General features: G+C 38.7%; 16 protein-coding genes. 5 read left to right on the top strand and 11 right to left on the bottom strand.

Annotation, left to right across the window (positions count from 1 at the left end; translation table 11 throughout):
- Positions 1-40: 40 nt before the first annotated feature.
- The 3 genes from IQ247_RS01650 to IQ247_RS01640 all read left to right on the top strand — a co-directional run bounded on the left by IQ247_RS01650 (position 41) and on the right by IQ247_RS01640 (position 4554).
- Complete coding sequence (locus tag IQ247_RS01650; protein WP_193916348.1) at positions 41-1453, top strand: serine/threonine-protein kinase; 1413 nt, start codon at positions 41-43, stop codon at positions 1451-1453.
- Between the two features lie 857 nt (positions 1454-2310).
- A complete protein-coding gene (locus tag IQ247_RS01645; RefSeq protein WP_193916345.1) occupies positions 2311-3357 on the top strand; it encodes a PstS family phosphate ABC transporter substrate-binding protein in 1047 nt (348 codons plus the stop codon).
- Between the two features lie 117 nt (positions 3358-3474).
- Entirely contained in the window at positions 3475-4554 is a 1080-nt protein-coding gene (locus tag IQ247_RS01640) for a PstS family phosphate ABC transporter substrate-binding protein (protein WP_193916342.1), read from the top strand.
- A gap of 17 nt (positions 4555-4571) precedes the next feature.
- Here IQ247_RS01640 and IQ247_RS01635 read toward each other — a convergent pair whose 3' ends face one another.
- The gene (locus IQ247_RS01635) at positions 4572-5291 is read right to left on the bottom strand and encodes a Crp/Fnr family transcriptional regulator (protein WP_228059401.1); all 720 of its coding nucleotides are present in this window, start codon (positions 5289-5291) and stop codon (positions 4572-4574) included.
- Between the two features lie 299 nt (positions 5292-5590).
- Here IQ247_RS01635 and IQ247_RS33315 point away from each other — a divergent pair, with 299 nt between their 5' ends.
- A complete protein-coding gene (locus IQ247_RS33315; RefSeq protein ID WP_193916336.1) occupies positions 5591-6424 on the top strand; it encodes a DALR anticodon-binding domain-containing protein in 834 nt (277 codons plus the stop codon).
- 224 nt (positions 6425-6648) lie between these two features.
- Here IQ247_RS33315 and IQ247_RS01625 read toward each other — a convergent pair whose 3' ends face one another.
- The 4 genes from IQ247_RS01625 to IQ247_RS01615 all read right to left on the bottom strand — a co-directional run bounded on the left by IQ247_RS01625 (position 6649) and on the right by IQ247_RS01615 (position 10948).
- Positions 6649-7419: a Cof-type HAD-IIB family hydrolase gene (locus IQ247_RS01625; protein ID WP_322745384.1), complete on the bottom strand. Its 771-nt coding sequence runs from the start codon at positions 7417-7419 to the stop codon at positions 6649-6651.
- 128 nt (positions 7420-7547) lie between these two features.
- Positions 7548-7649, bottom strand: coding sequence for an HNH endonuclease (locus IQ247_RS33310; RefSeq protein ID WP_322745374.1), 102 nt, complete (start codon positions 7647-7649; stop codon positions 7548-7550).
- A 111-nt stretch (positions 7650-7760) separates the two neighbouring features.
- Positions 7761-9236 carry a group II intron reverse transcriptase/maturase gene (ltrA, locus tag IQ247_RS01620; RefSeq protein ID WP_322745373.1) on the bottom strand — a complete coding sequence of 492 codons (1476 nt, stop codon included), beginning with the start codon at positions 9234-9236 and terminating at the stop codon, positions 7761-7763.
- 899 nt (positions 9237-10135) lie between these two features.
- The gene (locus IQ247_RS01615; protein ID WP_193916332.1) at positions 10136-10948 is read right to left on the bottom strand and encodes an exosortase-dependent surface protein XDP2; all 813 of its coding nucleotides are present in this window, start codon (positions 10946-10948) and stop codon (positions 10136-10138) included.
- A 505-nt stretch (positions 10949-11453) separates the two neighbouring features.
- On the opposite strand from IQ247_RS01615, the gene polA reads away from it, so the two are divergent.
- Positions 11454-14384 carry a DNA polymerase I gene (gene polA / locus IQ247_RS01610; RefSeq protein ID WP_193916329.1) on the top strand — a complete coding sequence of 977 codons (2931 nt, stop codon included), beginning with the start codon at positions 11454-11456 and terminating at the stop codon, positions 14382-14384.
- A gap of 134 nt (positions 14385-14518) precedes the next feature.
- Here the strand turns inward: polA and IQ247_RS01605 are convergent, their stop codons facing one another.
- The 6 genes from IQ247_RS01605 to apcB all read right to left on the bottom strand — a co-directional run bounded on the left by IQ247_RS01605 (position 14519) and on the right by apcB (position 20765).
- Positions 14519-14797 carry a LapA family protein gene (locus tag IQ247_RS01605; protein ID WP_193916327.1) on the bottom strand — a complete coding sequence of 93 codons (279 nt, stop codon included), beginning with the start codon at positions 14795-14797 and terminating at the stop codon, positions 14519-14521.
- A gap of 62 nt (positions 14798-14859) precedes the next feature.
- Positions 14860-17430: a sialidase family protein gene (locus IQ247_RS01600; RefSeq protein WP_193916324.1), complete on the bottom strand. Its 2571-nt coding sequence runs from the start codon at positions 17428-17430 to the stop codon at positions 14860-14862.
- 55 nt (positions 17431-17485) lie between these two features.
- On the bottom strand, positions 17486-17632 hold the full coding sequence (locus IQ247_RS32270) for a hypothetical protein (RefSeq protein WP_322745383.1): 147 nt from the start codon (positions 17630-17632) through the stop codon (positions 17486-17488).
- 205 nt (positions 17633-17837) lie between these two features.
- Positions 17838-19034: an RNA-guided endonuclease InsQ/TnpB family protein gene (locus IQ247_RS01590; RefSeq protein ID WP_193916321.1), complete on the bottom strand. Its 1197-nt coding sequence runs from the start codon at positions 19032-19034 to the stop codon at positions 17838-17840.
- A gap of 764 nt (positions 19035-19798) precedes the next feature.
- Positions 19799-20002, bottom strand: a complete 204-nt coding sequence (locus tag IQ247_RS01585) for a phycobilisome linker polypeptide (protein ID WP_193916318.1) — start codon at positions 20000-20002, stop codon at positions 19799-19801.
- 277 nt (positions 20003-20279) lie between these two features.
- Entirely contained in the window at positions 20280-20765 is a 486-nt protein-coding gene (apcB, locus tag IQ247_RS01580; RefSeq protein WP_193916315.1) for an allophycocyanin subunit beta, read from the bottom strand.
- Between the last annotated feature and the right edge of the window lie 4 nt (positions 20766-20769).

The raw sequence follows: 20769 nt of genomic DNA, 5'->3' as shown, positions 1-20769 counted from the left end.
TTTGACTAGCTGACAAATTGCTCATGACTTGTGACAAACAATGGAAATTTACTGTACTCGTCCCCAGTGTCCCCGTCCCCAGAACCATTTTGTCGATTTAGATGATAACGCAACTCTGAGAACGGCACAGCAAAAATACTGCACTGCTTGTGGGATGCCTTTAATTTTAGCCGGGCGTTATTTGCCAATCAAGCTGCTTGGAAGAGGGGGGTTCGGAGCAGCATTTTTGTCACGCGATCGCTATACTCCCGGAATGCGACAATGTGTAGTCAAACAGTTTCTCCCAGCCGGAAATTTGAGTGCAACTCAACTAAAACTAGCTCAAGATTTATTTGAAAGAGAAGCAGTGGTTTTAGAGGAGATTGGCTCGCAACACGAGCAAATTCCCAACTTATTTGCTTTTTTCCCTGTGATAGTTCCCGGTTTACAGCCAAACCAACAAGACCAATTTTTTTATCTGGTACAGGAATATATTGATGGAGAAAATTTAGAAGAAGAATTAACTCGTAAGGGCAAATTTTCGGAATCAGAAGCGTTGTTTCTACTACGTTCAATTCTCCCGGTACTGCAATTTGTCCACAGTAAAGGTATTATCCACCGGGACATCAAACCTTCTAATATCATGCGCCATCGTAATGGTAAGCTTTTCTTACTAGACTTTGGCGCAGTCAAGCAAGTCACAAACAGCCCTAGTGGGTCTGGTAATTCTTCTACTGGAATTTATTCTTTAGGCTTTGCACCACCAGAACAAATGTCTGGTGGAAAAGTATTTCCTTCTACGGATTTATATGCAATGGCAGTAACTGTTGTTTTGCTATTAACCGGGCAAAAAGATGTAACCGAGCTATTTGATGCTTATAGCAATCAATTGCAATGGCAAGATCAGGTAAGTGTTAGTTCTCACTTTGCCCAAATTTTAGATAAAATGCTCCGTAGTGCGCCAAATCAACGTTTTCAATCGGCAACAGAAGTTTTAGAAGCTTTTGATTCTTCCGCACAATCAATACCCGATACTTCACTAAATTACAATCAGCCACAGGTAATATCCCAACCACCACCTACACCACTTCCCAAGCCATCAACATCTTCTAGTACTCCAGTATCACAATTCTCTACACTGGAATTATTGGCTGGTTCGGCTTTTAGTGGATTTGAAGCAGCTTTAATTTCCATAGCATTTTTAAGTGTACTCAAATCACCTGGTGTTACTTTTGTGATTTCAGCTATTATTTTAGGAATATTAATATTTGCTCAAACTAGACGATGGATTGAAAAGTTCGATTTAGTAATTATTCCCGCCATAACTTTATTAATTATATTTTTTGTTCCCTTGTTACGAGGTGAACTTGTTATTCAACAAATAGTTGTTATTTCTTTAGCCGCAAGTTTAGTTACTGTTGCTTTTACTTCACTATTTCGTCTGATCTATAAAATATTATCTCTAATTTTGTAACAAACATTCAAAAATTATTAAGTTTTAATTTCATAAAATAAAGTGGCATTACTGAGAAGTAAGTATGTTAACGTGATTTCGTAGACGCAGTTGGGTGCGCCTTCTCCTTACCCAGATTTCTCACAAACAAGAAGGAAGTTGGAAGTAGTACTGAGTAGTGGGAAAATCAATCCGTCACTCAACGCTTACCATTTACTTGTGAAAAATCCAGGTTTAGAGATGGCGATTCGTCTATTACTGTTTGTCAAGAAAAGAAGCTGTAAAACTTTAATTTTTCGTCGGGTAAGAAGTCGGATTTTTACAATCTTCTATTCGTAACAGCAAAAAACATGAATCAAGACCCGATTTGTGTGATTATTACGTTATAAAACTCTTAATTCATAGCTTTATTTAGCAAAGCCAAAAATTATTTTCACAAAAAGTTAACTATTGTCAAAGTAAAAGTTAAATAAAGTATAAGACTGCGAAATTTATCAGACTTACACAATATGTCACTGAATAAGTGATTCTTACGTAGCGGTAATTCATCAATTATCTTTATTAAGAAGGTGTTTGTTTTACATAAGTCCTGATTTATTTATTTGCAATCTATACTCTTGAATCTCGAAACGGTATCGGGATATATTGTGATTGACTAATATATTGTATTTTTAACAGAAGTTTTCATCGCCAAAAATTCAATTTTTTGTCATAGGATTAACTAAAATTATGCTTAGTAAATCGTTTTTATCTATAGACAAACCAGATTTTTTATTTATCGAATCATATTACAACTAAGCTTTGCTACTAATAGCAATCAAAGCAAATTCTACAGAGTTAAAATTCCTATTCTCTAGAAAATCAATAGCTATATTTATATGTCACAGAAAAACGAGACGGCGGTTTTAGTCTTGGCTCTAACAATTACACTGGGTTTAATCGGTGGAGTCTATTGGTGGTTGGCTAGAAACTATGATATTACACTAGGTTCTATCAGCAATAATCAATCTCAGCCCAAATCTCAATCTAATCTGCAATCTAATCAAGAAAATTTTGCTTCTGTAAAAGAAGTTCCTTCTGGTTTATTTACCTATGGGGGTAGTACTACATGGGCTCCGATTCGTAAAGACGTTGACTCTGAGATCAAAACCGCTTTTCCTCAATTTCAACTCCGTTATACCAACCCAACTACAGGCAATCCAGGTTCCAGTACTGGGATTAAGATGCTGTTGAGCAATCAGTTGGCTTTTTCCCAATCTTCGCGAAGTGTGAAAGATCAAGAATACCAACAAGCAGAACAACGGGGTTTTAAACTTGAAGAAATTCCCGTTGCAATTGATGGTATTGCGATCGCGGTTAATCCTGAATTAAATATTCCCGGACTTACTTTAGCTCAAATCAAAGATATTTACACTGGTAAAATAACTAATTGGCAACAAGTTGGGGGAGAAAATTTAGCGATTAAACCTTATTCTCGCCGTTTAACAGAAGGAGGTACTGTAGAATTTTTTAATGAGAATGTTTTAGGAAGTGAAAAATTTGGTAGTAATGTCGAATTCACTCTAGATACGACTGACGGCTTAAGAAAAGTGGCACAAAACAAGGGTGGTATTTATTACGCTTCTGCACCTGAAGTGGTTGGACAGTGTGCTATCAAACCTTTACCAATAGGAGTAGCATCAAATAAATTCGTCACACCCTATATAGAACCATTGATTGAGCCTTCCAATTGTCCGCAACAGCGCAATCAACTGAATGCTGAAGCCTTTAAAAGTGGTGAATATCCAATTACTCGTCGGCTATTTGTAATTGTCAAAAGAAATGGTCAAATTGACGAACAAGCAGGTGTTGCTTACGCTAAATTGCTACTTACACAACAAGGTCAAGAATTAATTTCTCAAACAGGATTTGTCAGAATTAAGTAATGTCTAATAATTAAAAGCTAATAGTTATAAAGCATTGATAATTGCTTACTAGCTATGATTTATTTCAATTTAATCCATAAAAAATTACCAAATCACCATAAGAAGAAATAATTTAGTATGTCACAGAAAAACGAAACACCAATTCTTATTCTATCTTTATTAATTACCACTGGATTAATAGCCGGTGGATGGTGGTGGTTCAATAGAAACAATAGTTTTAATTTTAATTCTGTTACTAAGCCTCAATCAAACCAACCGGGTTCTAATACATCGAATACACCCGTAGTACCTGCAATTTCAACTCCTGTAACAAGCGGTACAACTTTCGCTTCTGTAGAAAATGTCCCCACAGGATTATTTAATTACGGAGGAAGTACCTCTTGGGCACCCATAAGAGAATCAGTAGATAAGGAAATTCAAGCAGTACGAAAGGATTTTCGCCTGCGTTACGTACAGCCATTGACTAATATTGTTGGTTCAAGTTCTGGGATTCAGATGCTAATTGATGGTCAATTAGCGTTTGCTCAGTCTTCAAGACCCTTACAAGACGCAGAATTAACCCGTGCAAAGCAACGGGGGTTTATTCTCGAACAAATTCCCGTAGCTATTGATGGGTTAGCAGTAGCTGTTAATCCTAATTTAAATGTTCGGGGACTAACTGTAGACCAGTTACGGTCAATTTACACGGGGAAAATAACTAATTGGAAGCAATTGGGAGGTGACAATATACCAATCAAAGCTTATTCTCGCCCTGTAACTGATGGGGGTACTGTAGAACTATTCGTACAAGATGTCTTGGGTGGTCAACCTATGGCTTCAACGGTGGAGTTTATCCCTACCACCACCCAAGCGCTACGAAAAGTACAATTAAGTCCCGGTGGCATCTATTATGCTTCTGCCCCAGAAGTCATTCCTCAATGTTCAATCAAGCCCTTGCCGTTGGGGCGAACGCAAGGGAAATATGTTGCTCCTTACCAAGAACCATTCATCCTCCCTTCAGAATGTCCTAGGTTACGCAACAAATTGAACATTGAGGCTTTGCAATCTGGCGATTACCCGATTACGCGCAGTCTGTTTGTGGTGGTCAAACAAAATGGGCAAACCGAACAACAAGCAGGTGTTGCTTATGCCAACTTTTTACGCACTCAGCAGGGACAGGAATTAATTACCCGGATTGGGTTTGTAAGAATTCGCTGACTCCTACTGCGGCTGTTTTAGCTGGCTCTATTGATTGATTCTGCTGGCAAGCAAATTAGATTATCCCCTTGAGTAAGGATTAAGCCGCGCTGACGTAACTTACCCATTAAGCGAGTTACGGTAACACGAGTCGAACCAATTGCACTACCAATTTGGGCGTGAGTGAGGGGGAAGGGCAGACAATAGCCACGAATTACTTCGGGGTCATTTTCGCTCATCGCTGGTTCTCCGTATTCCTCAATTAATAATGTGAGAAATCCTAGGAGTCGGTCAATGGTGCGTCGTTGTCCTAAAGCACTCAACCACAGCAATTTACGCTGGTGTTGGTATCTAAAGGCATCCATAACTTCGCGGCGAAAATGAGGCCAGTTATCTAAATCATGCCAGTACATCCACAACACTGCTGTTTGATCAACATGAGCGTATGACTGCAACGTAAAAGGCGATTGGGCAACAATTTCAAACGGCTGTCCTGCACCAACAAAACCCAAGAATGCTTCTTCTGGAGTTCTGTTAATTCGGCGAGACGTTAGTTGAGAAGCAGTAGCGCTCACTTGAGCGGTTCCTACCATGCGGATCGCACCCCTTTGCACCAAATACAGCAATCCAGGTCTAGCTGGAATTCGCTCATCTTTGCTAAAGGTGCGGCAGCGATAGTGTTCTTGCGCCCAATCAAGAATACGTTGCCAGGTTAAAAATGGACGTGATGCCTCAGAAAAAGAGGATTGAGATTGCATAGGTAACAAAGAGCGTTCGGCTGAAGACAAAGACGACATAAAAAAGGTGCAAGGAGTGTCTTTGTGAAAGGCCTTCCTAGGCTTGAAACCGTTTGGTCAGCTATCCAAAAGGTAGAAAGCCGAAGCTCCTACTCTTTTGTTATACTTCTTACTGTACAATGTTTGTAGTAAAATTTACCCAGAATTCATTAAATTTTATCTAATTCTAATTTTCTTTGACCAAATATAAAGTTATGTCTAAAGACAGATGACAGAAAATCAATGTTTCTGGGTTTACACTGTTGTCATCAGTATATTGTGTGCGTAAAAAGTTACTAGTAAGTAAATACACAGCAATAATCCAGCTAATATACGGTGAATTGACTAGCTCGGTGAGTATTTATGCTTGGTCAGAGAAAATTAAATATATAAAAAAAATAGATATTCCTCTATCAAAAGGCAAAAGTGATATTACAATTTCTTATGTATCTGGGGTAGCGTTACATCTTTCAAAATCTCATAATTCGCAGCCTTATTCGATAGCTAGCTCAATTACTTCGTATTTATCAGCAATTTGGGGCGAAGATTTATTGGTAGAAGTTTTACCTCCAGGGTTGATTCATATACAAGTCAGCGACTTAGTTTTAGGGGTTTGGTTGCAATGTTTGATTGATGGTAGGAAGAAATACAAAGGTGACTTTAACCTTTCTCAGAAAATAGTTACATCCGAGTTACTCTCTAAGGTATTTTCCCTTCAATACGTTCACGCACGCTGCTGCTCTTTGTTAAAACTTGCTCAACAAGAGAAAATAATTGACTGTAACGAATTTTCATCTCAATCCATACCTTGGCTTGACAGTCACGGAAGACTTCGTTTGAATCATCAAGCTGAACGCTGTTTAATCGCCAGTTTAGTTAAATTAGTAGATGAGTTAGAACCAGTAATAGCTCGTCCGGTAAAATGGGAAGGAGCAGCGCTTGGTTTAGTTCGGTCTTTTGAAGATTTTTGGTCTGCTTGTCGGATTTTTAGTAAGTTAAGAACGACCAATCCAGAGCTAGGGATTGCTAGAATCGGATTGGTCATGGCTACTCAGTCAGTATTAAAGTTTTTATTAGAAGAAAAATTAGGTATATCTGCTTGTGCGGAATTATGAGCGACAATCAAGCCATTACTGAAAAACATAAAAACTTTTGTAACAACTATTGACTAATCGAAGGACTTCAGGTATATTTTCAATTGTGTGAGGAGCGAACCAGTAAGGACACCGAGACGAAACACGGCCAGTCGTCGGTGTCCTTTCTGATTTAAATATTATCTGTTCGCTTTGAATCGTAATTTAGGTTTTTAGGCAGCCGAAATCCCCGCGTTACAAGATAACTATTTTTCGGTATTTGCCAATAAGAATTTTTCAATTGCTACGGCTACCCCATCTTGTTCTACATTGGGAGCTACCCAACTGGCTATAGATTGAACTTGAACTGGTGCATTACCCATTGCGACACTGATACCAGCGTATTCGAGCATTTCCACATCGTTAAAGTTGTCTCCAACAGTCATTACATTAGTTTTTTGCAATCCTAATAATTCTTCAGCGACATAACGTACAGCAGCTCCTTTATTTACTAGAGGATTAGTTGCTTCAAAAAAAGTGGCTACGGATTTAGTTAGATATAGTTCTGCTGGAGTGTATTGAAGCCGCAAGTTACCCAGCAGTTGATCGATAATCTCGCTATCTTCACATAAAGCGAGAATTTTGGTTGGTTCGTTGCTCAAGCAACTACGTAAGTCTCCTACAGGAATTGGTGTAATTCCAGAGCGTTGTCCATAGATTTGCGTTTCTTCGGTTAATTCTCGCACATAAAGTTGGTCATTTATATAAAAGTGGACGGATAAAAGTTGACGTAGTTGTGGTTGTTCAAAATAGTCCAACAGTTTTAACGCAATAGATGAGGGAACAGATAAATGCTGGTGAATTTTTTGGGAAACTGGGTCTTGAATCCAAGCTCCTTGATACGCTATTAACGGTAGAGTCGAACCAACTTGCTCGTGGAAACGCAAAGCTGAGCAGTACATTCTACCAGTTGCGATCGCCACTTGAATTCCTTTTGCTTGGACTGCATTCACAGCTTCGATAACGCGATCGCTAATTTTGTTAGATTCTCCTGCGATAGATTACCCTAAGCATAAAAGTCACCTTTCATACTCGGCTTCAAAACCGGACGTGAACCTTTCAATTCATCCGGCTCCTCAACAATCTGGTGATTGTCATTCATACCTCAGTTCTTCGAGTGAACTTGGTCATGGTAATGTTTGTGTATCAAAAGAAGATTTTCCGTTGAATTATTATAATGGTTTCCATCAATGTGATGAATTTCCATTAAATCTTCTTTTGAAAAGAACAATTCACATTTAGAGCATTTACCTTTTTGTAGTTTAATTAGTCTTGCAACTCGATTATTAACATCAGGTAATTCCCTAATTAGGTTGACTCAGTAGACCCACTTTCCATCAAAAGGACTTTTGTTTCCTTTGACCTTTATGTGTCTTTTTATAGGAGTTTCTTGATGCTTAAAAAGCCTCGAAAATTTCCCATTTTCTCTGACTGCAAATTCCCATCCTAATCCTTTATCTACTGTCCAGTATTTATTAACTATCCAGTGCATATTTTTCATAGGATGTCGGTTTTTCGCCCAAGCTAATAGCATTTGGTAAACATTAGTATGTACTATGCTAAACACTCTTTTAAGTCCAATTTGGTAATAGTTACACCAGCCAGTAATAATCGGGTTTAAACGATTAATTAATGCTATTTGAGTTCTACACCTGTGTTTATCTATTACCTGTCGGATGTTTTGAAGATGTGTTTTTATAGCCGTTTTGCTTGGTACTATCCGAGTTTTATATCCAAGAATCTTCCCGTTAGTGCTTTTGGTTGAGTAGTTTTTCCCTCTTGGTACTTGACGTATCTCAAAGCCGAGAAAGTCAAAACCTGCTTTACCATCTAAATTTTCTAAGGTATGGCATATTCTAGTTTTGCTTGGTTTAAGCTCAAGCCCCATATCTTTAAGCCAGCTTTTAATAATTAATTGGCATTGCTTTATAACAGATAAGTCTTCATGAAGAATAACAAAGTCATCTGCATACCTAATTACAAAGGGTTTCCAATTCTGGGAGATTCTCACTTTGTTGACAAATTTATTTTGCTTAAAGTGTCTCCTAACCTCTTGTTCCAATCCATGTAAAGCGATATTGGCAAGTAATGGAGAGATAATCCCCGCTTGTGGGGTTCCTTCATGAGTTGGGAACAACGTCTTACCGTCCATAACGCCCGATTTTAACCACGATTTTAGTTGTTTTCGTAGTTTTGGATAAGTGTCAATTTTATTTAGCAAGGCTTGATGATTGATGCGGTGGAAACACTTAGCAATATCAGCATCTAGGACGTATTTTGCCTTCGTGCTAATTGCCGAGTGTATTGCTACAATCGCATCATGGCTTGAGCGCCCCGGTCTAAATCCGAAGCTGTTAGGTTCAAATTTGGCTTCCCATTCCGGTTCCAACATTAATTTAACCAATGCTTGAGAAGCACGGTCAATCATCGTGGGAATATCTAATGGTTTTTTTTCCGTTGTTCCAGGTTTCGGAATCCATACCCTTCTTGTCGGATTAGCCTTTTGACCAAGTTTGAGGTTAAGTGCAAGAAATAACCTTTGTTTTGGCGTAAGGGATTTTACCCCATCTACACCAGCGGTTTTTCGTCCTTGATTATCCTGTGTAACTTTCCTAACTGCTAGTAGTTTTGCAGACCAAGATTTGGCAAGAAGTCTTTGTAACCTGTGGACTGTTTTGACATCACCATGACTAGAGGCTCGATAAATCCGTTTTTGCAGCTTAAAGATGTTCCGTTGGATTTTATTCCAAGGAATCGTCTTCCATTCATACATCGGCTTTAATTCCGTGTTCATGACGTTTTAACTGTTACTTACAACTTTACCTTCCAGACTGCCGTGTTTCTGTTTGCATATCCTTGGCGTTACCCAAGGCTTTAGCTTCTGAAACAATCTCTCACTCATATTGCTTGCGGTTGACACCTACTCAGAGCATATACTGCCATTTGAGAGCAAATATGAGCTTTACTTCGTTCCTGGTCTTTCATTTGACGTTGGGGTTAGAGTTCCTGCTCTCCACCGGGTTTATCGAGAGTACAACTAGGTCGAACGGACAAATCGCCTAGCTCTTATCCTTTCCCATTTTGGGCAAGCCTGATAACCTACGTAGGCTTGTTGACATTGACGATGGTTCGGGCGCAGAATTCGTATTCCTACTCATACCCAACTGTGCTAGACGGAATATACCTATTAGGTTCAGGTGTACCGCCGTTTATCCCCGCTTTACCCGTTTGATAGTCAGTCGCTCAGATAGGGGATATGCTTTCATCCTTGTACCTAGGAGGTGAGAATTTCACTCACATGAAAAATCAAGTTGTCAAGAAACTATGATATTTACTTCGTCTCTTGCCGCTTGTCCCTGAGTATTGATACTCATTTAAAGCGAACGAATCGCACTACCATCGATATCTAAAACTAGTAGTTTGATGTCTTGGGTGGCTGTATTTCCCATACGATTAGATTTGATGTTAATTTCAATAGTCACAGTTAGAGCGTAACAGGGGAAGCGTGAAGAATAAATAATAAATAAATAAATAATAAATAATAAATATAAATATAAATGTTAAAGCCACCAATGCTTAGTTTAAACAAAGGTGGCTTTAAGGTAAATGGGATTATATATTCGATATTTAATTTTTAGGTGATTTAAATGATTATTTGAGGTGAATCTTTAAATGAGTTGACAAAACAATCTTTTACACCGATTTACGACGACGGACAAAGGCTAGTGCAGCTACAGAACCTAAAGCAATAATAGTTCCGGGTTCGGGTACAGAAGCTACTGCGAAGTGTCCTTGAGATTTTCTGGCAATTACTTTGAAATCAGGACCATTAAAGCTTTGATCTGCGTAGATTTGAATACCACTTAAATTAGTAACTCCTAATTGATCTAAACTGACTCCCCAAGAACCAACATCCTGTATATTATTGCCAATTTCCAAAGTACTTATTTCAAAACCAGCGCTTTGTTGTTCTTTTCTGAGTAACTTAATAGCATTACCAATGATGTTTCCTTGATCATCGATAGCTTGAACTAATAAGTCACTATTCATACCCCTTTCCCAGAAAAACAAGCTATCTAATCCTGTATTATCTGCTCTAATGAGGTTATCAAAGAATAAATTAAGTTTAAAAGAACCTGTATCTTCGGTATCAATAATATTGTTTAGGTTGTTGTTTCCTAAAAATTGGGCAATTTCAAAAGCTTCTGGGTCTTCGTTTGTAGTTAGATTAGGGCTAGCGTATTTACCTTTATCTGTGCTTGCGGCACCACTATTTCTTACGCCTGCAATTTTTTCTGTATTATATAATATCTCAGCTCTTTCAACAAAGGAGAATTGATTGATTAATTTGCCATTTTGCTCAATAGATTCGAGTAAAATATCTCCTTTCGGACCATCATTTTTGCTGATATTAGTTGTGAAATTTGCGGCTTGAGCAGAATTAGAAATAAATAAAACTGTGCTGGCGGTTAAACCAATTGAAGTTATTAATTGATTGAATTTCATTTTCTTCCCTTCTCTTTTTTTATCAGGCAATTTTTATTGCGTTTATGTTTTAATTTTGTTCTATCATTCCTTGAGAAGTCATCCGCAAACATCCGGATTAAAATTTAAAGTTTAGAATTAATAAATATGGTCATTTTTATAGTTCTTTATGAAGTTAAGAACAACTATAATTCCAATACAGTTTTCAAGGTCAACTTATTAATTCACCCCTCCGAAATAACAGGATGATTTTGATAAAGATTTGATTAAACTTGGTGAAGAAATTTTGTTGATAACAATATCGGATTTAGCCACGAATATAATTGTTGCGACGGTTGGGAAGCAATCTTAAACCATTTTAAATTCGCATTCAATACTTAAGTATCAAAAAAAAAGTAGTGTTAATTGTTGCTCTAGAAATATTCCGGAACCTTGTATCTTTGCTGTCAACTACCTTTGATACGCTTAGAAGTCGGGTTTTCACAATCAATGTTCCAAAAGGGAAGCAACTGATTAAAATAAATAGATGTCCCTTATTACACGCTCTAAGCAGTTGACTTCCGATATAAATTCTGACAAAAAACCCGTATTCGTCTTAGTTGACGGACATTCCCTGGCGTTTCGTTCTTATTTCGCTTTCGCTAAAGGGCGAGATGGGGGACTTCGTACCAAAACAGGCATACCTACTAGTGTGTGTTTTGGGTTTATTAAGTCTTTGCTGGAAGTTATGGAGAAGCAACAACCTGAAGCTATAGCGGTTGCTTTTGATTTGGGTTTACCGACTTTTCGCCATCAAGCTGATGATACCTACAAAGCTGACCGTCCGGGAACCCCAGAAGATTTTATTCCCGATTTGGAAAATCTCCACGATTTACTTAGGGGATTAAATTTACCGATTGTTACTGCTCCGGGTTATGAAGCAGATGATGTTTTAGGAACTTTAGCTCAACTTGCATCTCAGGAAGGTTATCAAGTTAAAATTCTCACTGGTGACAGGGATTTATTTCAATTAATTGATCGAGATAAGCAAATAAGTGTTCTCTATTTGAGTAAGGAAGCTCTACAACGTTCAAGTACTGGACCAAAAGAATTTTACTCCGAAGAAGTCAAAGAAAAGTTAGGGGTTTTACCATCTCAGGTTGTTGATTACAAAGCGCTGTGCGGTGATAAATCGGATAATATTCCTGGTGTTAAGGGGATTGGAGAGAAGACAGCGGTACAATTGCTTGATACTTATGGTTCTCTTGAGCAAATTTATCAGTCTTTAGATGAAATTACAGGTGCAACCCATAAAAAACTCGAAACTGGTAGAGAAGATGCGGAAAAATCCAAATTTTTGGCAAAGATAGTTGAAGATGTTCCCTTAGAAGTTGATTTAGAAAAGTGTAAATTAAAAGGCTTTGAAGAAAGCGAATTAAAACCGATTTTAGAAAAATTAGAATTTAGTTCTTTTCTCAAAAAAATTAACGAGCTTCAACAAAAATTTGGCGGTAATTTAGAAGAAATAACAGAAACGGAAGTTATAGAAATTGAAGATAATGATTTGTGGTTTTGGACTGCTAAACAAACGGAAGAATTTCAACAACAAAATACTTCTCTAATTCAACCACGCATTATTGACACGGAAACAAAGTTAAAAGAATTAGTGGAAATACTCCGACAATTTACCAGTCCAGAAACACCCGTTGCTTGGGATACCGAAACTAGCGATTTAGAACCACGAGATGCTGATTTAGTCGGAATTGGTTGCTGTTGGGGAACTGAAGTTTCGCAAGTTGCTTATATTCCTTTGGGACATAAAAATGGTCAGAATCTGGATAAAGATATTGCGCTAGAAACTTTACGTCCAATTTTAGAAAGTACAGATTATCCGAAAGCTTTTCAAAATACAAAATTTGACCGCTTAATTTTACGATGTCAGGGAATTAATTTAGCTGGGGTAATATTTGACCCCATGTTAGCAAGTTATGTTCTTAATCCTGATAGCAATCACGGTTTAAGCGAACTTTCTCAAAAGTATTTGGGTTTGATGGCTAAAAGTTATCTTGAGTTGGTTCCCAAAGGTCAAACTATTGGTGATATCAGCATTACTGAAGTTGCAGATTACTGTGGTATGGATGTTTATACCACATTTCAATTAGTAGGTAAACTCCGGCAAGAATTAGAGGAAATTCCAGCTTTATTAAAGCTTTTATTAGAAGTAGAGCAGCCGCTAGAAGCAGTTTTGGCGGAAATGGAATATTTCGGTATTCGCGTTAATACAGCTTATTTAAAAGAGCTTTCACAGCAACTAGAAATTGATTTAGCTAAGTTAGAAACACAAGTATATGAGATAGCTGGAGAAACATTTAATTTAGGTTCTCCCAAGCAGTTGAGTCAGATATTATTTGAAAAGTTGGGTTTAAGTATTAAGTCTTCTCGTAAAATTAAAACTGGATATTCTACTGATGCAGCAACTTTAGAAAAACTGCGAGATGATGATGAAACTGGAATTATTGATGGGATTATTGAATATCGGACTTTATCTAAATTAAAGTCTACTTATGTAGATGCACTTCCAAATTTAGTACGGGAAGATACTAAGCGGGTGCATACAGATTTTAATCAAACAGTAACATCAACTGGAAGGCTATCTTCTTCTAATCCTAACTTACAAAATATTCCCATTCGCACAGCTTTTAGTCGTCAAATTCGTAAAGCTTTTATCCCAGAATCGGGATGGTTAATAGTCACTGCTGATTACTCCCAAATTGAGTTACGAATTTTGGCTCATTTGAGTCAGGAACCTGTTTTAGTAGAAGCTTATAACAATAATCAAGATATTCATACTGTGACAGCACGGTTAGTATATGAAAAAGATGATATTACATCCGATGAAAGACGGGTAGCAAAGACTATTAATTTTGGTGTAATTTATGGAATGGGTTCTTTGAGATTTTCCCGTTCAACTGGTATAGATAAAAATCTTGCTAATGAATTTATTAAGAGGTTTTATACTCGCTATCCGCAAGTTTTTGAATTTTTAGAAAGTTTGAAAAAGCAAGCAATTTCTCAAGGTTATGTAGAAACAATTTTAGGACGTAGACGTTATTTTGATTTTACTAGTAACAGTTTAATCAAGCTTAAAAATGCCAAACCGGAAGAAATTGATTTAAGTAAATTGAAAAATTTGGGTCCTTATGATGCGGGTTTATTGCGTGCTGCCGCTAATGCTCCAATTCAAGGTTCCAGTGCTGATATTATCAAAATTGCCACAATCCAAATACATCAACTTTTACAGAATTATCAAGCAAGATTGTTGTTACAAGTTCATGATGAATTAGTATTTGAAGTTCCTCCCCAAGAATGGGAAGAGTTGCAAATTAAAATTAAGTCGGTAATGGAAAATGCTGTCAAATTAACTGTTCCTTTATTAGTCGAAGCACGTCCAGGTGATAATTGGATGGAAGCCAAGTAAACATCAGTACCCCTAGACGCTTAAATCATAAGGAAGCTGTAAAATCTTGATTTTTAGTAGTGTGAGAAGTCGCGTTTTTTTAATGGTTTCTTGTTCTACGATTATTTCAGATTAAAAACCCGACTTCTTAAAATTTAAAAATCTTCATCAACAAAAAACTCGGCATCATCTTGATATCGTCGAGAATTGCTTTGTCGGGAATTAGCTATACCCCATAAGGGTTGCAGTACACTCATTACAATCATTCCCACTGCAACACAAAAAGCCAGTACTAACCCCACAGGAATTTGAATTGATTCAAATGTAAGAAATCTTAATGAAACTGGTGTGGCGTTTTGCACCGAAACAATGGCGATCGCCATAATCCACAATGCGACAACTATTGATAAAACGAGGTTTACGGTTGTTTTCATATTTCTCACAAAAATATCTATTCAGATGCTACCGGATTTAATCTTATTTGCGATTAGCAGAGCTAGGTAGATCGTTTGGGAGCAAAGCGATTATCCATTTCTCCAACCATAATCCCACGACCTGATAAGGCTGCATAAACTAAATAAGGCGATCGCATATCTGCTTCTAACCAGGTAATTCCGGGGAATTGCTGTTTTTCAGGGTTACTAATGAGTTTCCAGGTATTTCCCATGTTTTGCGAAATGTACATTGCATCTTTTTTAGCACCACCTACACGACCAAATATATAGATATAGGGGTTTTTCTCTGAGTTACCTTTACCAAAGGTGACGAATTCGCAGGTATCTACCGATGTAATTGGATGAAATGTGTTACCTCCATCGGTGGAACGATATAGCTTATTTCCTTCTACATCTTCGGGATTGCGAGCGAAACTCATCCACACATCACCCTGTTGTGTGGGATTAGGAACTATCGCTGGACGTACCATCCATGTAGGTAATTTTCCGGATGCTCCTTTTCTCCAATTTGCGCCGCCATCGTTGCTGTAATAAAATGTCCAGCCATTGTAATAATAGAAAGTTTTACCTTGGGGGTCTTGACGGTCGGCTGCTAAAATATACGAACTCAACCAGGGATTAATACTGTTTGCCCAGGATTTTGGTAATACATCATAATGGGTGTGTTTATCGTTGTTGGAATCGAAAGGTTGGGGTTTGGGGTCGTGGTCTAAGTTATGCGCTAACTTCCAAGTTCTACCGCCGTCTATAGTATAGTGCGTAAAAGGACCCCAAGTCGGCGACCAAACCATGTTATTTGGGTTAGTAGGTGACATGGCAATTTGACCACCCATGGCAATCGTTTTCTCTCGTTTAGATTTCTCGGCTTTCCACATATTTTCTGTGGGTACAGACTCAAAAGCCTGCCAAGTTTTACCATTATCTTTGGTATATCCATGTATCGGGTAAAACCCTTGCCATTGGTGAAAACCCACAAAAGCTGCATAGTTGGGTTTCTTGTAAGCATAATCCATACCTGTTGCTCCGGCTACGTGGGGGAATGGTACGGGATATTTTTTCCAGTCTGGGTTTGCCCATTTATAAGCTGGATTGATATCAATATTGACTGGATTAATTTTTTCCAAAGGTACTTGATGACGGTTGACGTGCCGAAAACCAATCATGTCCTGTACCGCACTAATTAAATCTGCTCCCCCCTGAAATTTGGGAACGGGTGGAACTCTTACTATATTCACGTCAAGTTCTTCTAAGTTGTCCATCAACCATTTGAAATTGGGCTTTGCAGCGGTTATGTCCGGAGTACAAGCTACACCCCAACCATTTGTCCACCATACTTGTTTGGGATTTGCTGGATCAAAAACTACTACTGATGCACCTGTTCCTGAGTAGGATTGATAATATTTGGGAGCGGATGGATTTACCTGATCTTGAGGATAATTGGCATCATAAGCCCCCATATACATTGTTTGCTTGTTCCAGGTATTCCCAGCATTCGTAGAACGGTAAAGGTATTTATCGGAAATCGCGATTACCATGGTGGGATTATTTCCCTGTACTGCTACAGCTGAATAAACTCTTGCTGTGCCGTCTGGGGTAATATCAGTCCATTTTCCGTTTTTATATTTACGCACCCCACCGGATTTGTTACCACCATTTTTACTATGGGTTCCAAAGCTGACGTAAAGTGTACCATCCTTGGCAACTGTTCCGCGTAAGGGGTCTTTTTCTCCTACAATGTCAAGCCATGTTTGACCTGCATCATTGCTACTCCATACCCCTTTTCCGTGAACTCCTACATATATTGTTTTACTTGCTTGATTCGCTTTCCCAGAATTTTGATCAAAAGCGACAAAGGTAAAACCGGGTATATCTTTATTCTCTTTACCATCGGATTTTTTGTATTCTGGTAAGCTTTTAGCCGCTGGTAATCCGCCGCTAACTTCCGTCCATTCTTGGTTTGCGCTTTTTCTCCACAATCCATCTCGACGAGAAGCAAAGTAAATTATCTCACTGTTATTGGGGTCTACTGCTAAACGTTCTCCTGTATCGGAACGATATTCTTTATCCGCTCCTACAAAGACATCTTTTTTACCCAAGCCTGTCGGTTTCCAAGTATTTCCCCTATCTTCAGAAACCATTATTTCACCGGAATATTTATACTTCTTTCTGCCATCTTCGGTAATAATCGAGCTTCCATAATTTACCGCAGCATAAACACGAATAGGCTGTTGCGGGTCAACAGTGATGCTTTCGACACCGACACCACCTCCGGAAAAGTTTGTATTAAACATATCCATTAGAGGTATCCATTTCTGATTTTGACGGTCGAAACGATAAACACCACCAATATCAGTACGGACGTAGACATCATAGGGTTTTACAGCTGCGTTACTGTGGGGTGTAGCTCCGCTAATAGTCATTCCCGTAACGTAACCCATACCTTGAATATTGACGTTACTCCATTTAAAGGATTGCGGAATTTTGGTTGGGGTGGATACAACGCTAAAGTTATTCCCAATTAAAAGTATTGCTACGGTAGATACCAGTAGCACAAAGAAACTTAATTTACGTAGTAGAGGTGTGAAATGTAGTTGCTTGCTGAGGATATTCATTGTTTTGAAACTGCATATAAACAGCAAAATTTGTTTCTATGTCTCTCCTTTAAAGCTAACGGAACAACCTCGCAACAGCACAGGTAAAATTTGGAAGCAATGGCGAAGTTAGCTCGTCAAAACTGAATAAAGTTGCAACCAGCTTGAGTTGAGCTTTGTCACGCCTATAAACTTCAACTTGCTGCGATCGCCAATCTAAAATCCAATATTCTTGTACTCCCCATCAATAATTTCGTAGCGATTGCCGTTATCGGGCAGTAATTCAATATCGGCTGTTGTCCAACGTACTCGGTCTTCAATGCTTTGACTCATGGCTTTTATCTCCCGCACTATCAGTATTTTAACAAAACTGTTATTCACAACTTGAGGGAAGTTGACACTCCCCATCCATAAATGGAAGGGGATTCTTAGCTCACAGGGAGTCCAACGACTTTACCCTCATTAAGCATCTTGACCGTATGTCCTACGGCTGCAAGTCCTCTAATTAGAACTACTTGTGCGGCTGCAACATCTCTATCGGTTTGATAGCCGCAATTATCACATTTATGAATACGCTCAGCTAATACTTTCTTGCCTGTCTCGTGCTGACAATTAGGACATATTTGAGAGGTTTTTCGGGCATCAACTTTTTGAAAAAAAACACCGCGCTTAAAACAAGTTTGTTCGAGGATATTAAAGAATTGACCAAATCCCGCATCCAAGCAATGCTTACCTAGCATTCCTCTAGATAGCCCCACAAGGTTCAAATCTTCTACAAATATCATTCCATTGTTATTGCACAACTGATGTGATAACTTCCTATGCCAGTCTTTACGACAATTAGCAACGTATTCATGTAATTTGGCAACTTTCTTGTGAGCTTTTAACCAATTGTTCGATCCTTTGTGCTTTCTACTGACACGTTGTTGCAGCAATTTAAGCTTGCCTTCCGCCTCAACAAAAAACCTTGGACGCTTAATTAAAAGTCCATTGGAAGTTGCAACCATTGAAATTAGCCCTACGTCAATCCCTATTCCCTCGCCGTGTGGTATTGGTTGTGCGTAGCTACAATCCCACTGAACAGTTAACATTACATACCATCCAGAAACACGCTTTACTATACGTGCTTGTTTTAAAATTCCCCCACCTGGAATCTCTCTGGATTGCCTAAGTTTTACTTGTCCAATTACAGGCAATTTAATAAATCCATTTTGCAGCGGATTTTTACCTAATTGCGGAAAAGAGAAAGACCGCATCCGTCCAACTTTTTTAAAACGCGGGAACCCATGATTCCTTTCCCACATACTCACAAAAGCTTTTTCAATTCTTCTCAATGTTTGCTGTAAGGATTGAGCATTAACTTTGTTTAAATACTCATTACTTTTCCTCGCAGCAGTTAAAGACTTGCATTGAGAAGCGAACGTTGGACGCGGCTCATCGGCTCTTATGATGTAACAACTGTGGAGGCTACAAGCGTTAATTTGACAAGTCCGGGATTTATACCAGTCTTTACGTTCAGATAAAGCATAGTTATAAACTCGTCTGTGAGTTTCTAACCACTCTTCAAATAAATTTATTTGATTTTTAGTTGGCTTTAATTTGAATTCGTAAGTCAGATTAAACATCTATGAATACCTCCTAACTCTACTTTACCACCATCTCCTAAAAATCAATAATTACTTTTTAGAGCATCACGGGGAATGAATTCCCGTAGCGCACTACACCCCCATAATTAGAAATCAGGGGCACTGTGCGCGGTTCTGGTAGTGCGAGCCGGAAAGCTCGCTAGCCAGCACGAGCGAGCGGGACGCTTGTCCTTATGGACACGCTACGAAGACCGCACTAGTACTCCACCACATAAGTTATGAGGGGTAATCAATGTAATATTGTAGGTTGGGCTGAATGTAGTGGAGCCTCGGCACCCGCGTTGGGTTGCGCTATGTCCTGTCGGACAGGCTTCGCCAACGCTTAACCCAACCTACGAAGAGGTATTTTAACTCCTCAAAATTAATGTGGTGAACTACTAGTACTCCAGCACATAAGTTATGAGGGGTAATCAATGTAATATTGTAGGTTGGGCTGTTCGCGCAAGCGTTGCGAAGCAAAACGTAGTGGAGCCTCGGCACCCGCGTTGGGTTGCGCTATGTCCTGTCGGACAGGCTTCGCCAACGCTTAACCCAACCTACGAAGAGGTATTTTAACTCCTCAAAATTAATGTGGTGGACCACTAGGAATACATTACCCATCAAAATTAACGTGGTGGAGTATTTACAGCACGGGAGCAAGCTTCTACTCTCAAATAACATACAAAAAAAGAGGTCTTCTTTGACCTCTTCACAACTCCCTAAAATGATATATGGTTTATTTTTGAATTATTTTAATTTAATATCTACGCTAAACCAGTATTCATACCTTGCTTTCCGGTAGCTAATTCTACTTTAACAATTGTGCCACCCATTTTTTGAATGCGTTGCTGTTCGCGGAACCAGTTTTCGTAAGGAACTAGTTTAGTAAAGTAGGTATTTTGTAGTTCGCGCTGAGTACGAATTCTACTTTGGCTGGGAACGCAAGCAGTAACTTTAAACATCCGCATGGGATTAAATCTCCTAATAGTAACAATTGAAAATTTTTTAACAAGCTGAATATCAGAAAACTACATAACGGTGTCAGTCTAAAACTTCTACACCAGAATTCTGAATTCTTTTTTATTTATTTCAAAAAGAGCAAATCTTTATCGAATTATTGCAAGGCTGGAAATCAATCATCAATACTAGACAGCTAACACATATCAGTTCAAATGCTGAAAAGATGAGCAATCAGACTTTCTAGCACTCATAACTGATTCCCAGACCTCTATCATAAAAATGCTACTAGCTTAAGCCAGAGCAAATGTAGTCGAAGTATACGCCCATTTCCTTACCAGCATCGGGCCCAACCAAGCTAGCGGTAACTTCTTTCATCGACTGGATAGCTTGTACGGTAGCTCCAACGGGTACACCCAAGGAGTTATAGGTTTCTTTCAAACCATTGAGTACGCGCTCATCCAAGATGGAAGGATCGCCAGCCAACATAGCGTAGGTAGAGTAACGTAAGTAGTAATCCAAATCGCGGATACAAGCAGCGTAACGGCGAGTGGTGTACATATTACCACCAGGACGGGTGATATCAGAGTACAACAAGGATTTAGCTACAGCTTCTTTTACAATCGCAGCAGCATTAGCCGCGATGGAAGTAGCAGCACGTACTCTCAATTCACCAGTTTGGAAATAGCCTTTGAGCTTCTCCATTGCGCCGGTATCGAGGTACTTACCTTGAACGTCCGAAGAATTGATAACAGAAGTAATTGCGTCTTGCATGATT

The sequence above is a fragment of the Plectonema cf. radiosum LEGE 06105 genome (genome assembly GCF_015207665.1).
GTDB classification, from domain to species: Bacteria; Cyanobacteriota; Cyanobacteriia; order Cyanobacteriales; family Nostocaceae; genus Rivularia; species Rivularia radiosa_A.
The sequence above is the reverse complement of the archived record's forward strand: the minus strand, read 5'-3'. Positions and strand labels throughout refer to the sequence as shown.